General features: G+C 35.0%; 20 protein-coding genes. 19 read left to right on the forward strand and 1 reads right to left on the reverse strand.

Annotated features, from left to right (window positions below; translation table 11 throughout):
* Nucleotides 1–6: 6 nt before the first annotated feature.
* The 10 genes from DN393_RS00595 (at nucleotide 7) to DN393_RS00640 (ending at nucleotide 8,750) form a co-directional block, all read left to right on the forward strand.
* Entirely contained in the window at nucleotides 7–1,437 is a 1,431-nt protein-coding gene (locus tag DN393_RS00595; protein WP_149173178.1) for a TadA family conjugal transfer-associated ATPase, read from the forward strand.
* A complete protein-coding gene (locus DN393_RS00600; protein ID WP_149173179.1) occupies nucleotides 1,430–2,362 on the forward strand; it encodes a hypothetical protein in 933 nt (310 codons plus the stop codon). Before DN393_RS00595 ends, DN393_RS00600 begins: the two co-directional genes overlap by 8 nt.
* 1 nt (nucleotide 2,363) lies before the next feature.
* A complete protein-coding gene (locus DN393_RS00605) occupies nucleotides 2,364–3,230 on the forward strand; it encodes a hypothetical protein (protein ID WP_149173180.1) in 867 nt (288 codons plus the stop codon).
* 42 nt (nucleotides 3,231–3,272) lie between these two features.
* Complete coding sequence (locus DN393_RS00610) at nucleotides 3,273–3,476, forward strand: hypothetical protein (protein WP_149173181.1); 204 nt, start codon at nucleotides 3,273–3,275, stop codon at nucleotides 3,474–3,476.
* Between the two features lie 72 nt (nucleotides 3,477–3,548).
* Nucleotides 3,549–3,755 (forward strand): hypothetical protein, encoded by a 207-nt coding sequence (locus DN393_RS00615; RefSeq protein ID WP_149173182.1) that lies wholly within the window; start codon nucleotides 3,549–3,551, stop codon nucleotides 3,753–3,755.
* A gap of 72 nt (nucleotides 3,756–3,827) precedes the next feature.
* Entirely contained in the window at nucleotides 3,828–4,433 is a 606-nt protein-coding gene (locus DN393_RS00620) for a WxL domain-containing protein (protein ID WP_098828816.1), read from the forward strand.
* 70 nt (nucleotides 4,434–4,503) lie between these two features.
* Complete coding sequence (locus DN393_RS00625) at nucleotides 4,504–5,589, forward strand: WxLIP family cell surface protein (protein ID WP_149173183.1); 1,086 nt, start codon at nucleotides 4,504–4,506, stop codon at nucleotides 5,587–5,589.
* Between the two features lie 31 nt (nucleotides 5,590–5,620).
* Entirely contained in the window at nucleotides 5,621–7,546 is a 1,926-nt protein-coding gene (locus DN393_RS00630; RefSeq protein WP_255449623.1) for a WxL domain-containing protein, read from the forward strand.
* A 38-nt stretch (nucleotides 7,547–7,584) separates the two neighbouring features.
* Nucleotides 7,585–8,130 carry a hypothetical protein gene (locus DN393_RS00635; protein ID WP_149173185.1) on the forward strand — a complete coding sequence of 182 codons (546 nt, stop codon included), beginning with the start codon at nucleotides 7,585–7,587 and terminating at the stop codon, nucleotides 8,128–8,130.
* Nucleotides 8,127–8,750 carry a hypothetical protein gene (locus DN393_RS00640; RefSeq protein ID WP_149173186.1) on the forward strand — a complete coding sequence of 208 codons (624 nt, stop codon included), beginning with the start codon at nucleotides 8,127–8,129 and terminating at the stop codon, nucleotides 8,748–8,750. Before DN393_RS00635 ends, DN393_RS00640 begins: the two co-directional genes overlap by 4 nt.
* 259 nt (nucleotides 8,751–9,009) lie before the next feature.
* Here the strand turns inward: DN393_RS00640 and DN393_RS00645 are convergent, their stop codons facing one another.
* Nucleotides 9,010–9,621, reverse strand: coding sequence for a hypothetical protein (locus DN393_RS00645; RefSeq protein WP_255449625.1), 612 nt, complete (start codon nucleotides 9,619–9,621; stop codon nucleotides 9,010–9,012).
* 437 nt (nucleotides 9,622–10,058) lie between these two features.
* Between DN393_RS00645 and DN393_RS00650 the strand changes: the two genes are divergently transcribed.
* The 9 genes from DN393_RS00650 (at nucleotide 10,059) to DN393_RS00685 (ending at nucleotide 19,055) form a co-directional block, all read left to right on the forward strand.
* A complete protein-coding gene (locus DN393_RS00650) occupies nucleotides 10,059–10,610 on the forward strand; it encodes a hypothetical protein (protein WP_149173188.1) in 552 nt (183 codons plus the stop codon).
* Between the two features lie 112 nt (nucleotides 10,611–10,722).
* Complete coding sequence (locus tag DN393_RS00655) at nucleotides 10,723–12,498, forward strand: LPD1 domain-containing protein (protein ID WP_149173189.1); 1,776 nt, start codon at nucleotides 10,723–10,725, stop codon at nucleotides 12,496–12,498.
* Nucleotides 12,488–13,801 (forward strand): DUF3854 domain-containing protein, encoded by a 1,314-nt coding sequence (locus tag DN393_RS00660; RefSeq protein ID WP_149173190.1) that lies wholly within the window; start codon nucleotides 12,488–12,490, stop codon nucleotides 13,799–13,801. The genes DN393_RS00655 and DN393_RS00660 overlap by 11 nt, the downstream gene beginning before the upstream one ends.
* A 55-nt stretch (nucleotides 13,802–13,856) precedes the next feature.
* A complete protein-coding gene (locus DN393_RS31310; protein WP_179953580.1) occupies nucleotides 13,857–14,018 on the forward strand; it encodes a hypothetical protein in 162 nt (53 codons plus the stop codon).
* A gap of 109 nt (nucleotides 14,019–14,127) precedes the next feature.
* Nucleotides 14,128–15,003 (forward strand): Rpn family recombination-promoting nuclease/putative transposase, encoded by an 876-nt coding sequence (locus DN393_RS00665; RefSeq protein ID WP_149173191.1) that lies wholly within the window; start codon nucleotides 14,128–14,130, stop codon nucleotides 15,001–15,003.
* A 198-nt stretch (nucleotides 15,004–15,201) separates the two neighbouring features.
* Nucleotides 15,202–15,621, forward strand: coding sequence for a hypothetical protein (locus tag DN393_RS00670; RefSeq protein ID WP_149173192.1), 420 nt, complete (start codon nucleotides 15,202–15,204; stop codon nucleotides 15,619–15,621).
* A gap of 66 nt (nucleotides 15,622–15,687) precedes the next feature.
* Nucleotides 15,688–16,038: a PrgI family protein gene (locus tag DN393_RS00675; protein ID WP_098828804.1), complete on the forward strand. Its 351-nt coding sequence runs from the start codon at nucleotides 15,688–15,690 to the stop codon at nucleotides 16,036–16,038.
* Nucleotides 16,039–16,953, forward strand: coding sequence for a hypothetical protein (locus tag DN393_RS00680; RefSeq protein WP_149173193.1), 915 nt, complete (start codon nucleotides 16,039–16,041; stop codon nucleotides 16,951–16,953).
* A 2-nt stretch (nucleotides 16,954–16,955) separates the two neighbouring features.
* Entirely contained in the window at nucleotides 16,956–19,055 is a 2,100-nt protein-coding gene (locus DN393_RS00685; protein ID WP_149173194.1) for a VirB4 family type IV secretion system protein, read from the forward strand.
* Nucleotides 19,056–19,070 lie beyond the last annotated feature (15 nt).

Genomic DNA, 19,070 nt, shown 5'->3' on the forward strand with positions numbered 1-19,070 from the left:
AGTAGTATGTGGGGCTATTTACAGGGAAAACAAGTCGCCTTAAAGCGAAATCGAGTGGATTTATATCACTTTGGTTATATGATTCGTTCCAAATCGGCTCGAAAATTAGGAACAACTACAGCTCAACAAATTAAAGATATAACGGATGAAATTCGTGCTTTTTTAGTAAAGGAATACCGAGATATCTTAAGTGAATCTTTTATGAATAAAGATAAGCGATCAGCTGTAGAGAAAATCATTAAAAGTTTCTTATTAAGCAATCAAGTCGTCATTTCAGATGTACCTTCTGAGCAGTTACTAAATATGGTGTGTGACGATATTGTGGGATTTGGAATTATTCAACCTCTAATTGATGATAAAGATGTAACAGACATTTATATCAATGGCATAAAAGAGATTATATACGAAAAAATAGGTGAGGGAGAATGCAGGTACAAGTATCGATATGAAGCTGAAGAAGATGTAAAAGCCTTAGCTTATAAGGTGGTAAACAGTACGTCAGAATCACTTAATACAGCAAAGCCATCTGTTGACTGCGTATTCCCTTATATTCGTATCAATATCGCTTTAGATGAGATTGCTGGACTTGGTACAACAATTTCTATTCGTAAGAATGCGGATCATCTACGTGCTTCTGACGAACGGATGTTATCTACAAATCAAGCAACAAAAGAAATGTTAAGCTTTTTAGCTGCTGCGGTGAAAGCGAAGATGAATATCTTAGTAGCTGGTGCGACTGGAACAGGGAAATCAGAGTTTATGAAGTACCTCTCTTCGCATATCCCCAAAAATGAGCGCACTCTCGTGGTAGAGGATCATCCGGAATTGTATTTGCATCGAGTATTTTCAGAACATCATTTCGTTCCTATGCAGTGTAGACATTCAGAAGTTGAAGAGAATGCAATTGATTTTGATAGAATCCTAACTAACGCATTACGACAGGGATTAAAGAGACTAATTGTTGGGGAATCAAGAGGGAAAGAAGCTCTACAGATGTTGAATTTCTTCCAAACAGGGCATTCTGGTTTTACTTCTGTCCATACAAGAAGTGCAATTGAAGGTGTAAAACGTCTTATGTTAATGTGTCTGCAAAGTGGGGCAAATATTGATGCTAAGTATTTATATGAACTAATTTCATCGACATTTGATGTAATTGTCTTTTTTGAGAAAAAGGATGATGGAAATCGGTATATAACTGAAATGATTGAGTTGAGGGATTATTATGACGGTGAAGTACACTTTAATCGACTTACTCAATTTATCCCAAATGAAATAGAAGTAGATGAAACGACCGGAAAAATAACAAAGATTCATGGTGAGCATGTAATGAAAGGGAAAATTTCAGATGAAATGGAGAGGAAATTCCGTTCTACTACTGTAAATCCTTCTTTATATGAATCGTTTCTTGCTCATAAGGAGGTAAAACAGCTTGCATAGTATATTGATTTATAGCTGTATTTTCTTGATATTCTGTAGCGTCTTTCTTTTGGTTTTACTTTTTACAAAATCAAAAGGTTCTGCCCTTTCTCAATTTGCACAAGAAAATGAGAAAGAAGAAAGGCGATTGGAATTAAGAAATATTAAAGGGATACGAATGTATCTGCCACAATCTGTTATCCAAGAAGCCCAAAAGTACGAGTGGAAATTGACGAAAAGCATGTACTGGGTATATACGATTCTTTCCGGAATGAGTATAGCAGCAATATTCTACTTCTCCTTTGGAAGAGATCCTTTTACACTGATTTCTGCTTTATGTGGATTTTTAGTTCCGAGATTTCTTCTCTATCGAAGAAAAAAACGTTACTACTTGGTTGTCATTGACCGTCTTTCTATTTATATGAAGGCAGTAGCGAATGCGCTTCAAATTAGTAATAACGCTAAACGCGTGTTAGTACAAGTAAAGCCAATGATGCATGAGAGCATTCAAGAAGAAATAGAAAAAGTTTCTCTTTTATTAGAAGGTGGAACTACAATGCACCGTGCATTTAAAGGATTCAATGAAACTTTTAATTTTAGAGAATTGGTTTTCTTCCATGAAATGTTGGAAGTGTGTAGTCGAGAAGGTGGCGCGAATTCAGTGCAAGTCTTACTAGATATTGCAGAAGATTTTGAAAAACAAAAGCTATACCTAGCAAGATTACGTTCTAGTTTATCGCAAGCACAACGTGCCTTTGTGCAGAACTGTTTAATCGTCATTGCCATGCCAATTGTGATTATGTTGATGTCAAAAGAAGCATATGGATTTTTAGCAGGTTCTATGATGGGGAAAATTGCATTAGCGGTGAATATGTTCATTGTCTTTTTCTTAGCAACCCGTGTAGAAAAGATTGCAAACTATAATCCAACAGAAAGAGGGGAATAAAGTGGCTGCGATTTTAGCTGTAGTAGTATTCGTTGTCATGTACTGGGTATTCTCTACCTTTCTACAAAGTAAAAAAGAGAGCGGTAGCCTACTTACAAACTATGTAGAAAATGCAAAACGAATTGAAAAAAAGAATTTAAATCAAATGATGCTCGCTCCCTTCCAGTCGTTATCACATAAGTATCTGACAGAAGAAAAGAAAGAGCAGATTCAGAAAAAATTAGAAGAAGCTGGTTTGGATACGAAACCAGAAGAATATTTGAAAATGAAAGTTGCGTATCCCATCATTTTCACTTCTGTTTTCTTGATCTGTACGGTGTTTCATGATTACTACCTATTTAAAGTGGGAGTTTTGATTTCACCACTGCTTTATTTCTATCCTGATTATTTATTAAAGAAAAGAATCAAGCAGGCGATAGAAGCAAGGGAATTTGAATTACCAGAGTATTTAATTCCGATGCTGCAGCTGTTAAAAACACATACAACGTTAGAAGCAGTAAAAAAGGCGCAGATATATGCAGGGAGACATCTTCGACCATATGTGTCTACACTTACAGCAGAATTAGAAATGTATGCGGGTTCGGATCAACCATTTCGTAACTTTGCAGCAGCCTTAAATAGTCCAGAAGTTAATACTTTTACGATTGCGTTACAACAAGCACAAAAAACGGACAAGGTACAAAGTCTTCGTATTATGGACGCACAGATTAAAATGATGCGTGAGCTAAAACATGAGAACTATAACCGTCTCATTCAAAATAAGCCAATGGAAATGAATAAATTTAACGTTGCTGTAATTGGATGTATTGTAATTTATCCAATGGTTATTGTTATTCAATCCTTAATGCAAGGATTTGCAAGTATATAAGAAGTTAATATTCCAAATTGAATAAGCAGAGGAGCAATACACATGTTAACAAAAATGAAGAATTGGTTAAAAAATGAAGACTCACAATTATCATCAGAAAACGGTATGTTAATCGCGTTAGCGGTAATTATCGTATTAGTAGTCGGCCCGTTTGTATGGAAAGCGATTCAAGGTGGTTATGATACGATCTTGGCACGATTCACAAAAGCATCAAGTAATGCAGACGTGAATTCTTGGAATAAGTAATAAAAGATTTAATTAGGTAAGTTCTTATTTTAGTAGATTCTTAAAATTTATATATAAAGGGGAAAAAATACAATGTTAACAAAAATGAAAAGTTGGTTAAAAAATGAAGACTCACAATTATCATCAGAAAACGGTATGTTAATCGCGTTAGCGGTAATTATCGTATTAGTAGTCGGCCCGTTCGTTTGGAAAGCAATCCAAGGTGGGTATGATACAATTCTAGCTCGATTCACAAAAGCATCAAGCAATGCCGATGTAGATTCTTGGAACAAAAAATAAGTTTTGAATTGAAAATAAGAGGGGGCTTGTTTCATATAGCTCCCTCCTTTTAAAACATAAGGAGGTACTATGATGAGATTCAGTAAAGTAATGATTCCTACATTAGCAACATTAGCCCTTGGCATGTCACTAATGGGTACACCTGCAAGTGCAGCAACAACAGCTGAGACAAAACTAAATCAAAGTATAACAGGTGGCGAACATAATATTGCGGTTACACCGGTTAGTAACTTTAACGCGGTAACACTAAGTGGAGAAACGCAAGTGACAAATGCAAATCCTGGTGTCCTAACAGTGACAGATGCAACCGGTTCAGGGGATGGCTGGAGAATCAATGTAAAAGCAGATCAATTTAAAGTAAGTGGAGATTCAAAGTCGAATCGGACACTTCCAAAGGGTTCCTTAGTTTTGAATAGTGGTGGTGCTGCTATAACGAAAGTAGGAGGGACAAGTTCACCAAATCCGGCGTTTAAAACGACTAACTTTATAATAGATACAGATAATCAAGTTACGATATTAAATGCGAAAAAAGATGAGGGTATGGGTAAATATAATGTTAGTTTCAATGATAAGTCTCTAGCTTTAACGTTAAATCCACATAGTACGTATGTTGAGAATAAGGCTGGTGCTACCTCATATGAGTCAAAACTGACATATTCTATTGTAACAGGGCCTTAAAAGAAACTTATTATATAGAAGGGAATCACGTATGTATGATTCTCTTCTGTACATAGAAAGAAGGGGCAGAATGAAAAGCTATGTATATAAAATTTTAATTAGTACTTTGGTTGTGATTATATTCATTTTAAGTATAAGCTTAAAACCTTTTAAAGTTGTTTATGCAGAAGAAAAACAAGATAGTTTACCGTTTGATGTAAGCATTCATGTCCCGGATAATCAACTAGGTGATATAAAAAACTATTTTAATTTACAGGTGAAAAAGAAACAGAATCAAACAGTAAAAATGGATGTACATAATAAAAGCAATACTCCAATCAAAGTCAATGTAAAAGTTGCTAACGCTCTCACCTCAACAAACGGAGGTATTATGTATGTACCAAATCGCGAAGTCTCACAAAGTATATTAACAGATACAGATTTCTATATGGATCAGTATGTACAAGCTCCTGACGCTGTTACCTTAGAAGGGAATCAAACGAAAACTATAGAGGTACATTTAACGACACCAAATAAAGATGGAGTATTTTTGGGCGGATTATTATTTGAGTTAGCACACGATACAAAAGCACAGAATCTTGAAAAGGACGGATTGAACTTCTCTGTAAATAATCGTATTGAATATGCGGTAGCGATACAATTGAATAGTGAAGAGACTGAAAATTCAGTTAATAAATCACCTCTTAAATTAAATGGAACAACTGTTGAATCGTATCCAACACAACCGCAAGTCCATGCACTTATTCAAAATACAAATGCAAATATTGTAAGGGATGTATCAGTTTACTATGAAGTTTTATCCAAGGATAACGTTTTATTTCATGGTAATATTCCAGCATTCAACGTAGCGCCAAAATCCAAGGTAGGTTTAGCAATCCCGTGGAAAGCGAAAGAATACAAAGATGGAAAGTATACACTAAAAGTTACGATAAAAGAGAATGGTATACCAAAAACATATACAGAACAGATACGCATAACTGCTTCGAATGTGACAGAGTATGCGGAACAAACAGGTGCAGTAAAAGTGTTGCCCGGGTATTCTAATCAAATATATATAATAGCGGCTGGTGTTTTTATGTTAATCGTTTCAATGTTTGTATTTGTATGGTGGAGAAAGAAACATGCAAATCGGGAGGAGGAAAATAAGGCATCTTAGATAGCATAAAAAGAGAATGGGGGAAGAAACAGTGAAATGGGGGAAGGTTCTTACTTCAATCATACTTTTAAGTGTATCGTGCTTATTTATTGATTCAAAAGATAATTCTATATTAGCTGATCAAATAGTAAAACAGCAAAATGGTATTCCAACACTCACTGCAAACGGAAAAGAAAATGAAGTAAAGCTAGAATGGGCGATTGATATCTTAGAGCAGGACGTATTATGGAAAATTGATTTTAATAATCCAAAAGACGTTAATTTGATGAGTGGTTGGGGAGAATTTTACGGAAACGGAAATCAAAGTTTACAGTCTGAAGTCTTTTATCCAAATGGTACAGATACTAGCGGATACAAAGTATTTGATACAAAATCGGGAGGGAATCGAGTCTTATATCCTTATACAGTAAGAGAGAGTTCCATTGCTGTTTTTAAGCGATTAAACGTACCTAATAATGCTTATATTTCAGCAGCATTTAAAGCGAAGTCACAAGGATTAGGGAGAATTAGTTTCTATGGTGATGGAAGCTGGGAAACAGGGAGAGAATTTGATTATTATAACGCTACTGTTTTAAAGGATGTTCCAGGCGGTTCAAAAGAATTAGAAATTAGTAATATCTCTTTGTTTCCAGAGAGGGAACCCGGTACCAATATACCAAGGGATAGAAGACATATAACCTCGGATATAAACAAAGATGTGTATCAAGATTCCCCTATGATTGAAAAGGTAATACCATATCAGGATGGTTCTGGAAAGGGCAAGATAATATTAAATAGTCCTATTGTGACTCCGATGAAACAAGGTGATCGCCTAAAAACAAGAAAATGGGCAGCACCTATCCAATTACCAAATAATCGTACGGTCACAAAGAATGATTCTAATAAAGATATAAATGGATGGTCTACGTTTAGTATGAATACTCAAGTTGCAAATAATCCGTTTTATATTACCGAGCAACGAGGCGTAACATTTTTTATGCTTGCGTATTCAGAAGGGATTACCTATGTGGATGAGTTAAAAGTGGGATATGCATCGGAAGCGGAAGTATACAGGGGGAATCAGCAAATATATAAGGGCAGACTCTCTGACTATGTAGATAAAGAAGCAAAAGATCAGGCAGTGCCAACAACACCAGAAAACTTCCAAATTGAAAATCGAGAACTAAAAGATACTAAAGTAACGTTTGCCCCTGCGAAAGATGACGGGAGTACCTATCATTATAAAATTCGTGGAGTTGGCAGGAATGGCGTTTCGGACTTTTCTAAGGAAGTTCCTGCAACTGTAACAAGTGGCGTAAAGGGATATGAATATGTAGTGAATGATAAATCCGACACATCACTTGATAAAGTAGGTGGTGTTCAGTTTACAAATCAGACTAGCATTCAGTTTCCAACTGATTATGCGAAACCACAATATGTACATATCCGTACAGTAGATAAAGCTGGGAATAAAAGTGCGACGAAGCATATTTCTACCACACAAAAAGGACGAGTAGACATGCTTACTGTTCCTAAAAGTGTAGAGTTTACTCCTATTCAACTAAATGGAGAAAAGCAAAATTCATTTGGTACATTAGGGAAACTCATGATACATGATAGTCGAAATCAAGCGGATGGATGGAGATTGAATATGACTATTTCTCCATTTACAGAGCCGAATATTGCAAAACAATTGCCAAAGGGTTCTCTATCCTTAAAAAATCAGGTAAGTGTAACCAAAGTAAAAGGTCCAGAGACAGGGAAACCTATCATACAAATTCCAAATACACCTATTGATAATGGGGCAGCACACACTATTATGCGGGCTTCAAAAGATGTAGCAAATGGAGAATATCAAGTCGATTTTGGACAAAATGGATTACAACTGCAATTAGATCCCGGGACAACTTATGTAGGGAAGAATCGGCAAGCTACTTATACTTCTACAGTCACTTGGTCTCTAGTCAGTGGACCGTAATAATTTATTAAAATAGGAAAAAATAAGGAGAAAAAATTATGAGTATATATGTAATAGGAATACTAATAGGATATATGACCCTAAATGTGTTCACTGATTTGAAATATAGAAAAACGAAAAATATATGGCATTTGCTATTCTTAATTGTAGGTATAGGAATCACGTATTTTTCTGGAATAAGAACAGGGAAAGAGATTTTAATTGTACTAGCCATGGCATTAGCGTGTGGTTTGTTGTTAGAGACATTTAAATTTTCTTCACCTGGTGATACAAAAATGCTTGTGGTGGTAGCTATATATGTTAGTAATTTAGTAGAAGAATCAGCTATCCTTACCGCTATTACATTAACAGCTTTCCATTTACTATTCTTTTGGATTGCTAGTGTGTATCGATTAATTAAAATTTTAGGGTTTGTAGGAGCGATTAAGGACCAATTTGGGCATGCTGCTTCTATATTTGGGGCAAAACTACCAAAGAAAGAAATACAGCTGATACAGAGTTTTCCAGGGGCTTGTTCTATTTTATTAGGAGCAATTGTATATGTTGCTTTCACTATTTATCAAAACGGAGGTATTTTAGCTTGAATAGTAGAATCATTCATCAAAGAGAAACGTATATTTACTTCACGATATTCGCATTAGTAGGGGTACTTATTACCAATATGTTTATTAATATGGTGTTTATACTAGCGTATCCGTTACTTATCGGATTAATTGTACAGGTTGTCTTGCTTCAGAAGATAAAAAAACCGTTTTATCGGAGCGGAAAAGAATTAACGGAACAGTTAAAACTAAAAAACATATTCCTAGTAGAATCAAATATTTTAGGAGATGAAGAAGGAACAGTTTATGAGGTGCATCAAATGCCTTTTACATTCTCGAATGGACTAATTAATAAAGAGAAGAGTTATAAGGTAGTAAAACAAAATTATGAAAGAAAAGTAAAAGAAGATTTAACGAAAATTGCAAAATGGCAAGTTACAACAAAAGCTAGATTGGTTACGACAACCCATTTTCGTTTATATACAATTTGGCAGAAAAATAGTACAGGCTATCAGTTAAAAAAAATAGAGGATTGTATTGATCCATTTGCCAAGATGAACCTCATTCAATGGATGATTGCTTCATTTTGTACGACTGGTCGTATTAAGTATGATAAGAAACCAAAAGAGTGGGCAAGTTATGAATGGATTACTTTAAGGTAAATAAAGAAGACAGAACGTAAAACTTCTGTCTTTTATTATTTCCTAAAAAAAGACCTCCATGTAAAATGGAGATCTTTTTAAAATGACGATGAGATATGACTCAATATCTCGTGTAGGATACTTTAATTATACATAAATTCAAGAAAATGAAAAATAATAAGCTCAATAATACTATAAAATATTTGAAATGCTAAATTGTTGAAAAGTGGTATGGTGGATATATAAAAGCATTCTTACTTAGTAAGAATGCTTTTATGATTTATGTAATTATTCTTCTAGGTGGTGACATTTTTATTGGTGAATCGATTTTAAGATCATTAGGTGCGTCATGTATAAATTCATCACAAAAATAATTATGATAGTTTGCTATCCATGAATATTTTTTAAGTAATTTATGATTATTTGCATAGGTATCTAATGCACTTGAAATTTTATCGCGATGTGCCTCTAAGTAAGGGAAGAATGATGTGAAATCCCCATTAAACGCCTCTTCCTCGTACCAAGTAAATAAAACGTTTAAGTAATTTACAAACCATTCTCCATCCATATCCTCAAGTAATTCAGAATTAAAAGCATTATCAGGTTGAGGAGAATAACTTATATATTCACGTACTTTATCTTTACTTGATTTACTTAGGATAATTCTAGGATAAACAGCTACTTGAGATTCTAGATTATATGCCGTAATCAATTCAGGGCCGAAAACAGTTTCTTCATCCATAAAATGAGGACCAACACTTACACCACCCCGAATAAAGAAGCCATCAAGTACTAGCGAAAATTGATTGGTGATAGCATGTCGAGCTTTGTTCAATGATGTATGTATCTGATTTAAAAACACATCACCTTTACCATCGTTAATCGCTTTCATACCTAGTTGAGAAAATCCTAATACATCGATAAAAGATACAACTGAAGGAATTAATCTAGGATTATTTGAATCATACTCTATTGGAAAAATACTCCACCTCCTTTATATATTTGTATTATACCGCTAAATACTATAAATATATAACGACACTTGATAATACTTAATAAATTTATTAATATATAACTATATTTATTGTTTAATTGATTCCGTTTATTCCCACACCTTATTGTGTTGTGGTTGAGTTGTAGAAGCAAGTTGCGTCTTGTTTCATTTATGAAAGGGCTTCTTTGAGCCGATTAGTGTATATATAGCCTTATTTTGCTATGCACATTATTAATCGACTTGAAGAAGCCCTTTTTGTGTTGTTTTCAAGTCTGTTTGATTGTTAGAACCCATTATTACACTGGGCAAAAATTATTATTTAGGGGGATTTATTTATGAATATCAGTTATGAAGTATCTTTATTTTGTTCTGCGCATCCAGATGAACTTATTCCAAGTTTACGTGCATTACGAATGAGAGTTACAAAAGAAGGAGCATTTTGGGAACGAGATTGTTATCAGTTTTCCATTAAACCATCAAACTTGTCACAGCGAGCAGCAAAACAAGCAGGGGAAATCTATTTGTATCATGTTCATTTTAATGGATGTGTACGGGATTTCCTTTTTTTATTGGAAAGATGTTTTAGAGGGACGAGTTTTCGCTTTACTGCTATCCGTGGATTTTTAGATGTAGAAGGGTATTCACTTAAGAAATGGAAGCCAATTCTACGTAACCACCATATAGACTCTTCAGATATAGATTGTATTTTCAAGAAAGATGACCTTGTAATGATTGTGCATCAGCACGGAGGTTTAGAGGTGGTTAAGCGTGCGGAAAAAGGCGAACAATTAAAAAAAGTAAACTTCCTAGAGGTAGATAGCTGGTTACAAGCACTAAATCCGACAAAAGAGGATCTATTCTCTTTAACAGGTGTGAATGTATCGTAATGAGTGATTTACATAACTATATGGAAGTGTACAAACAGAGGGAATGACAGAAATCCGTAGTGCAAAATGACTATGAATTTCTGTCTTTTATTTTATTAAGGAGGATTTTAATATGAATTTATTTGAACTGTTTGGTTTAGAGGTAGGAGAAGACTTAATGGTACAAGATGTGAGAACAGATAAACAAGTTCGCAATCGATACAGTTATGATGTAGGTGAGAAATTAGTGGGAGCAAAGAAAGAGATACGAGCTTTAAAAGAATCATTTTTAGTATCATTTTCTTTAGAAATTTTAGCTGAAATTGAAAAAGAATCTCCAGTAGAGGCGCTAAATGCATTGGATCGAAACACATTGATTCCATTCTCCTTTGAACATGAAAAAGAAAATGATGTCCCGCCACGCGTTGCAAAGTTAAAGCAACTGCTAGTGGGCAGAATTAATAAGAAACCAATTGTAGATACACCGACTGCAAGGAAACTATATGTTCAAGCATGTAGAAGAATATGGCATGATATACAGTCGGTACATACCTCAGAACAATGGGTAGATCTTGTTGTTTCTTATGGTATGGAAATGAGCAATGGTTGGTCTGCATTTAGAAAAAATAAGAATGTAACATTCACATTTAAAAGAATGGTAGAGGAATATTTTGATGAGTTTGTTGATGCAGATGGTATGGAGTTATTAATATTAGGGAAGAAATTCATATCACTTTGTACAAATTCAAAAAGTATTAATTCTACGTACCTTCGTGTATCACATGAATTGACTTGGAATGATTTACTTACGAAAAAGGTTACGACTCGTAAGAAATCCGCAGCTGCTTGGAGTAGGAAACTGCCAGATACTTTGCAAAGAAAAGGGCCAGGAGTAAAAATTGCTACCAAACCTGAAGACGTAGTTACTATGTTTGGGTTAAAGGGAATGCAATTTGGTCATTATTGCACCGAACAATATGCAAAAGAACATATTGGGCATGTATCTGAAGCGTTATATGATTTGTCTCGTATATTGGGGATTCCACCTGAGTATATAGGATTAGGAGGACGCTTAGGACTTGCTATTGGCGCGAGAGGAAGCGGCAATGCATTAGCGCATTATGAACAATCTACCAAAGTAATTAATTTAACTCGTGATAATGGAGTTGGTGCATTGTGTCATGAATGGGGACATGCATTGGATCATTTCTTAAATGATTGTAGTCATGATTTTCAAAATGGTAGCCTTGCTTTCTTATCAACTGGCAAGAGTATCGGGAATATCTTGCCTGCTATGATCAAGGAAAAGGTGCAAGCTGTGTTAGATGCTTGTAAACAAGGAAAAGTAGCCAGAGTAATCAACGTGGAAAATGCATACAGTCGAAAGTGGTATTTCTATGGTGGTGTTATTGATAGTTATGATGTGTTTAAAGGAAATGTTTCAAATATTTTAGAATCACATCATACTAGTTTGTGTAGGAAGCTTGATACTTTATCAGGAGCAACAAAGACACGTATGGAGCGTAAAATTGAAAAAGAATTTGAGAAAACCGCGCAAATGTTAGCTGCATATCATTTTAAAAAAACACGCGAAAAACTTGGTGAAATATCCTATCAAGTGAAAGGGTCTGTATACTTTGATACAGCCATTAAGTTAGATAAGAAGAGAACCAAAAAGTATTGGTCTACAAATCATGAGATGTTTGCTAGAGCATTTGAAGCATATGTAGAATCAGCTTTGCTAGATCAAGAACATAGAAACGATTATTTAGTTTGTGATACATATTCTTTTGTATATCCGTTAGGAGAACAAAGAGAACATCTAAATAGAAGAATAAAGAGTTTAATGGAAGTAGCTGTTCCATATATAATAAATAGTATACAAGGAGTGGGGAAAGATGAATTATAACATACAAAAAGGACAATTTCGTTTAACAACTGCACATCCAAGAGGAAGTTGGTGGGAATTTTATCGTGTTCCATGCCCAATCTGTAATGGTATTGGAAACTGTATGCTGCATGTTTCGCAGGAGAAGGTAGCATGTACCCGTGTGGAAAGTAAATGGGTATACGGTAAAAATTCAAGTAATCCAAGTTATATCCATTATCTAAATGGTAAGAAGCAATACCAATTACCAGATGTAGATGTGGTAAAGGGACATAGTAAGCGTAGTAACGAAGAATTAGATGTATTTAATCGTAATTTAATCGAATTTTTGCCGTTAGAGGAGAAGCATCATATACATTTACTGCAAGAGAGAAAAATGACTGAAGAAGAAGTACAGGTACGTCAATATCGTTCTTTTTTAAAGCAACAAATTGTTTTGGAAGATGATAATACGTACACAACTATTTGGGAAAAGTTATTTAAACAAATTGGCAAAAAAGATTGTTGGAAGGGGATACCTGGATTTTATGAGATGCAGAAAGGACAACTTTCTCTTCGTTTAATGGCAGGTTTTCCAGGAATTATGATTCCGTTCCGAAACCAATATAATCAAATTGTTGGTTGGCAAGTACGTGTAGATGAAGTAAAGAACTCTGTTCATGTGAAATCTGGACCTACAGGTATACAAGCTGAACTAGTCCAACAGCCTAATGTTGTGAAAATAACGGAAAATGGTGATTGTATCTATGAAGGAAAACTAGAAATAGGGAAAAATAAAGAATTATTAATCGGCGGGGAAAAAGTTGTTGTAAAGATACATAAAGGTCAAAAATACTTATGGATCTCTTCAGCAAACAAAAATGAAGGAAGCGGTGCGGGAGGTAGTGAAAATCCACTCCCTGTACATGTAGCGGTACCAAGCTCACATTTGAAACATTGGAAGTCTGGTACGCTGCACAAAACAAAATCAGTAATGATTACAGAAGGGCCGATGAAGGCAGATTTGATTGCCGATTTACTTCCTCAAAGACTAAATAGAGAAGAACTAGCTAAAGTAGGATCATCAGTTCTTGCGATTCCAGGTGTAAATGCATGGAGAATCGTTATGCCAGTATTAAAAGATATGGGCGTAGAAAATGTATATTTAGCATTTGATGCCGACTTAGTAGAGAATGAAAAAGTAAGAGCTGCTTTAATTGCTTTTGCAACAGAGTTAAAGAAAGTGGGCTATAACGTAATTATTGCTGCATGGAACCCAGCGCAAGGGAAAGGTCTAGATGATGCAATGCAAGCTTTTTTCAAGCCAGTATTCCGTACAATATAATAAATCGTAAATTTTAGCCAGGGATTTTATATAAAAGAAAGGTGTGTATTAAGATATGGATCTTATGCAACAATTAATGGATGTAGATAAAAAAGCTAGGGAACAAGAAAGAATGGAACTAATTCATCGATTTTATAATGAAGGTGTTTCTATTAAGACGATTGCAAATGCGACAAATATGTGTGAAGAGGACATTGTATATATAGTAAACAACTAGTAGTTGTATTTGCTGAGATAAATAGAAGGAGAAAAAAGATAGAATTGTACTTCTATCTTTTTTCTGTCTTTAAATAAAAATTGTAAAAGTAGAAAGGTAGAGGGGAAATATGAGTATATATGTGAAAAAAAGTCTAGTGAATTTACGAGTTGATTTTGCTTTTAAGAGATTATTTGGAGTGGAAGGAAATGAAGATATATTGATTGGATTTCTTAATGCGGTACTTCAATCATCTATAAAAGAAGAAATCACATCTTTACACTTAGATGATCCGCATCTTCCAAGAGAGCAGAAGGATGATAAACTATCTATTTTAGATTTGCGGGCTACGCTAAATAGTGGTATAAAAATTAATATAGAGATTCAAGTTCGAGACAAAAAAGATATGATTGAGCGCTCTTTGTTCTACTGGTCAGGTATGTATTATTCTCAAATGACTCAAGGAATGAAGTACACGGAATTAAGACCGACAATTTGTATTAATATATTGGATTTTATTCTGTTTCCTGAAGAAGAAGATTTTCATAATGTCGGTGTAGTCATGAACAAAAAATCAAAACACGTACTTACGGAAAATATGCAAGTACACTTTCTTGAAATTCCGAAAGTAATTCAAGAATGGCAAGGAGAACGAATGAATCCGTGGGAAGATTCTTTAGCGCGTTGGTTATTATTATTCCCTGCGTATGAGGATGAGAGGTTAACAACGATCCTGGAGGCGATAGCAATGGAAAAAGATCCAGTTTTGAAAAAAGCGATAGAAGATTGGGAGCGTTTAAGTAGTGATAAGGATTTTTTACGCTTATATTGGGCGAGAGAAAAAGAAATAAAAGATAGAATGTCAGAAATAGAAACAGCAGAAGACAAGGCTAAAAAGCAACTAATTAAAAACTTGGTAAAAGTAGGGTTACCTATAGATAAGGTAGCGGAAGCTGCTGAATTGAGTGTTGAAGAGGTTAATGAAATTTTAAAAAGTAAAGAGTAAATTTAAATGGTATGGTACGATCCAAACAAAGAGGATAAAAAGAAGTGAAATAAAATGGAGCACGAAAAATCCAATTTTATTTTTTAGATGTAAATAAGGGCTTGTATTTTAAAAATCGTATTGCTATAATATAAACGTAATAAGATTTAACAATAAAATATAAAATTAATCAGTTCGCATATAAGAGAAGACCTCAATATGCGCCATGTCCTTAGGGGACGTGTGCGTGTATTGGGGTCTTTTTGCGTTTTGCGAGCAAAAACACCCGGAGGTGCAGGAATTATGTTGAATTGGTTGTCTGCAAAACTTATGACAACATCGGTAGGAGATTTTCTACTGGCAAAATCTAGTTTTGAGAAGGGTCTTACTGGACACACAAGTGGTGCAGATGCTACCACTGTACAAAAAAGCATGAATACCCTTGTAACAACACTAATTGGTTTTGGGGGGATTTGGGTAGCAGCTTGCGTTGTATTTGCAGCTATTAAATTATCTGGTGCACAAGGTAAAAACCCTGAAAACCGTACACAAGCCATGATTGGTTTAGCTTGTGCGGCAATTGGAGGCTTTGTCATGATCAAAGCATACGACATCGCTTCTTGGGTTACAAAAATTTAACATAAGAGTTTGTAAAAGCTCTCCTCTATTTGGGGAGAGCTTCTCTTATACAAGGGAGGAAACAAAATGAGAAAAGTAACCGTTCCTGTTGATATGACTTCGGAGCAAAAAACACTATTAGGTGTGCTGAGCAAACGCCAATTGATTTATCTATTGGGTGGAGGAGCATCCCTTTATTTATATGTGCCATTCTTATGGCGGCTATTTGCACCTTTTAATACGGCAGTAGCATTTTTTATTTGTTTAATTTTAGCAATACCAACAGTAGTAGTTGTAATAACGTTTGCTTTTATTTATAAAGAAAAACAGCACATGTATTTAGATAAATACTTACTTATCAAAATGCGTAGCCGTTCTGAAAAAGGCAAGTGGAGAAAAGGGTACGAGCCAATTACATGGATAAAGGAGAATTTATAGATGTTAGAAATGATATATTTTGCGGCAGTAGCCATTGTAGGTTTTTTCTTTTATCGGAAAATGAATGGAAAACCGATGTTTAGTTTTAAGAAAAAGGGGAAAAGTCAGGGCGGGGTAGAGAAGCGTACTGCTGAAAAAAATGGAAAGAAAAATAAAAAGAATACGCCTGCTACAGAGGAAATTGATGAGGATAATGTGGATTTCTTTAGTGCTTTTGTGGAAGACATTAAGGAAGTTGATAATCATATGATTCGTTATCATGATGATACGTTTGTCCTAATTGCTGAGGCACATCCAGTAAACTATTACCTACTTTCTAATGCGGAACAAGAAGCGATTGATATCAAAATTGAATCATGGTTAACCACATTAGAGTTTAATACAAAGGTATATATCCAAAGTAAGTTTGTAGATTTAACAGATCCTGTACGAAAAATGACAGAAACAATGAAGGGTGCAAAGGACCTTACACCAGAGACAGTACTTTATGGGCAAGAAGTTATCGACAACTTAGAGTATTGGCAACGTTCGCAGCCACGATATGAACAAAAGCGATATTTAATTTATCCATACAAAGTGGATATTAGTACGATTACAGCTGATACAGAAGATGAATTGGAAGAAAAGATTGTAGATAAAGCGTTTAACGAATTATATCGTCGCTATAATGCTTCCCGAAATCTACTATCGAAAGCAAAAATAAGTGTAGAAATGTTAACGAAAGATAAATTAATAGAACTCTTATACGTAGCGTTTAACCGTCGTAAAGCGGTGAAAGCACGTTTCCAAGATTTAATTGAAAATGAGAACTTCTCTCTGTATTCAACAGGTGAAACAAATGAGAGAAAACTAGAGTTAATGAAGAAAGTTCTAGCGGAAGAAAAAGCTGAAAAATCAAATAATGGGGTGGCATAAGTATGAAATTGTTTGGAAAGAAGAAAAAAGAAAAAAAGAAATTAGAAGCTGAAAAGAATGATGAATTGGAACTAGAGGAGGAAGGGTACGAACAAGAAGAAGTTCCGCCTCAATTAGACAATCAAACAACGGTGTTTGATGTCATTGCCCCAGAAGGAATGAAAATTGATGCAGAGGACTATGGGGTGATTAAGCAGTCTTTGGGAAGTAATACTTTTTTCCGTCCATTTTATATTCCACGTGATGGATATCCTCGTATGATGCAGACCAATTGGCTGAACATGTTAACTTCAGCTGGAGAGGTTGATGTCATGATTGATATTCATAAAGAGCCAAAAGCAAAAGCGATGCGATCATTAGACATGCAGCTAACGATGTTACGTTCGAACCTTTCTTTCCAACGTACACGCGGAAATATTGACCAGGAAAAAGACTTAGATGCAAAAATTCAGGATACAAACAATCTAATGGATGAAATTCAATTTAATGAAAATGACTCCTATATGGTGAGTACGATGGGGGTTGCGTATGCTGATTCAAAGAAAGAATTAGATGTTTTATGTGAGTATATCGAAGATGAAATGCAAGCATCTCACTTTAAGATAGCGAGCACTTGGAATCGAGTGAAGAGTGGATTGAAAGCGGTTATGCCACTGGGGGCACCAAATACTATGCAAGATACATATCGAAATATCGATAGACGTGCTCTATGTACATTTGCCCCCTTTGTATCAGGATCCGGAAGATTTAACGGTGGTATACCAATAGGAAAGAACAAAATTACTGGACAAGTAGAATTTTTAAATTCATTTGGTAACGCGGATTATCGTCCACCAAACTATAACATTGGTGTGACAGGGATTTCAGGTTCCGGTAAAAGTTTACTTTTAAAAATGAAGCTAGCTCGTGAAACATCACTTGCAGATACACATGCGATGATCATAGATCCAGAGGGAGAATTTGTAAAAATAACCAAACGATTAGGTGGTATTAACTTAAATATTTCACCTGAAAGTAATATCATTATTAACCCTTGTGCAATTGCAGTAACAGAACTTCAGATTACTGATAAAGATGAAGAGCTAGAAGCGCTTGAACAATATGACAAGAAAGAACTCGTAGAGCGTGATGGCGTGAAGTATGTAAGATTTGTGCCTATTCTAGAGAAAATCAATGAAATACTAGGATTCTTTGACATTATTATTCGCGGACAAGATTTTGATCAACCAGGATTAAATGTATTCCAGCGTACAATGTTAGAAGATGCGATTCGTGAAGTATTCGATAAACATAGTATTACCTCTCACCCTTCATCTTTATATACAGATGAAGTGAATAAGGTGGATGGACAATTAATTCAGTCTCAAGTGAGAAAGCCGGAGCCAGAGCTAAAAGAAATTTATGATGTAATAGTGGAAAATCATGGAGACGATGTGAAAGCAGAAGAATTAATTGCTGCGATTCGTCCGTTCTTGCGTGATGGTTCAAAACCATTATTTGATGGACAAAGTAATTTTGGACCCGGTGTAGAAACACAGTTAAATGAATCACGTGTTGTTAACTTTAATATTAGTCATTTAGAAGAGGGCTTCTTAAAGCCAATCGCATTCCACGTTATCCTGAACTATATTTGGGAGCATTGGATTAAGAGTCCAGAACACGCTATCAAACGAAAAGTGTTATATGTGGATGAAATGTGGCAGTTTATCGACTATGAACAAACGGTTAACTTCTTAGAAAAAGTAGCACGTCGTTCACGTAAAAGAAATGCCGGTATGTGTTGGGCAAGTCAGGACTTTGTTCGTATTTTAGAAAATGTGAAAGCGCGTGGTATCTTGCAATCTACTTTCTCTTATTTCTTCTTAGAGCAAAATAAGATTGATAAGAAAAAAATCCAAGAGAATTTTAACTTAACTGCTGGGGAGCTTGACATTATTCTCAATAACCCAGGAAAAGGGGAAGGGATTTTCCGTGTAGGAGATAGTTCAGTTTGGATCCAAACTGATCCATCAGACAAAGAAATGATGTTCATTGAATCGAATGAAGCGGTACTACAAGAGCTTATAAATAATATGAAGAAAGTACAAGGGTACGTAGGATAGCAGCGTAGCTTTGAA

Source organism: Bacillus sp. BPN334 (genome assembly GCF_008368885.1).
GTDB classification, from domain to species: Bacteria; Bacillota; Bacilli; order Bacillales; family Bacillaceae_G; genus Bacillus_A; species Bacillus_A wiedmannii.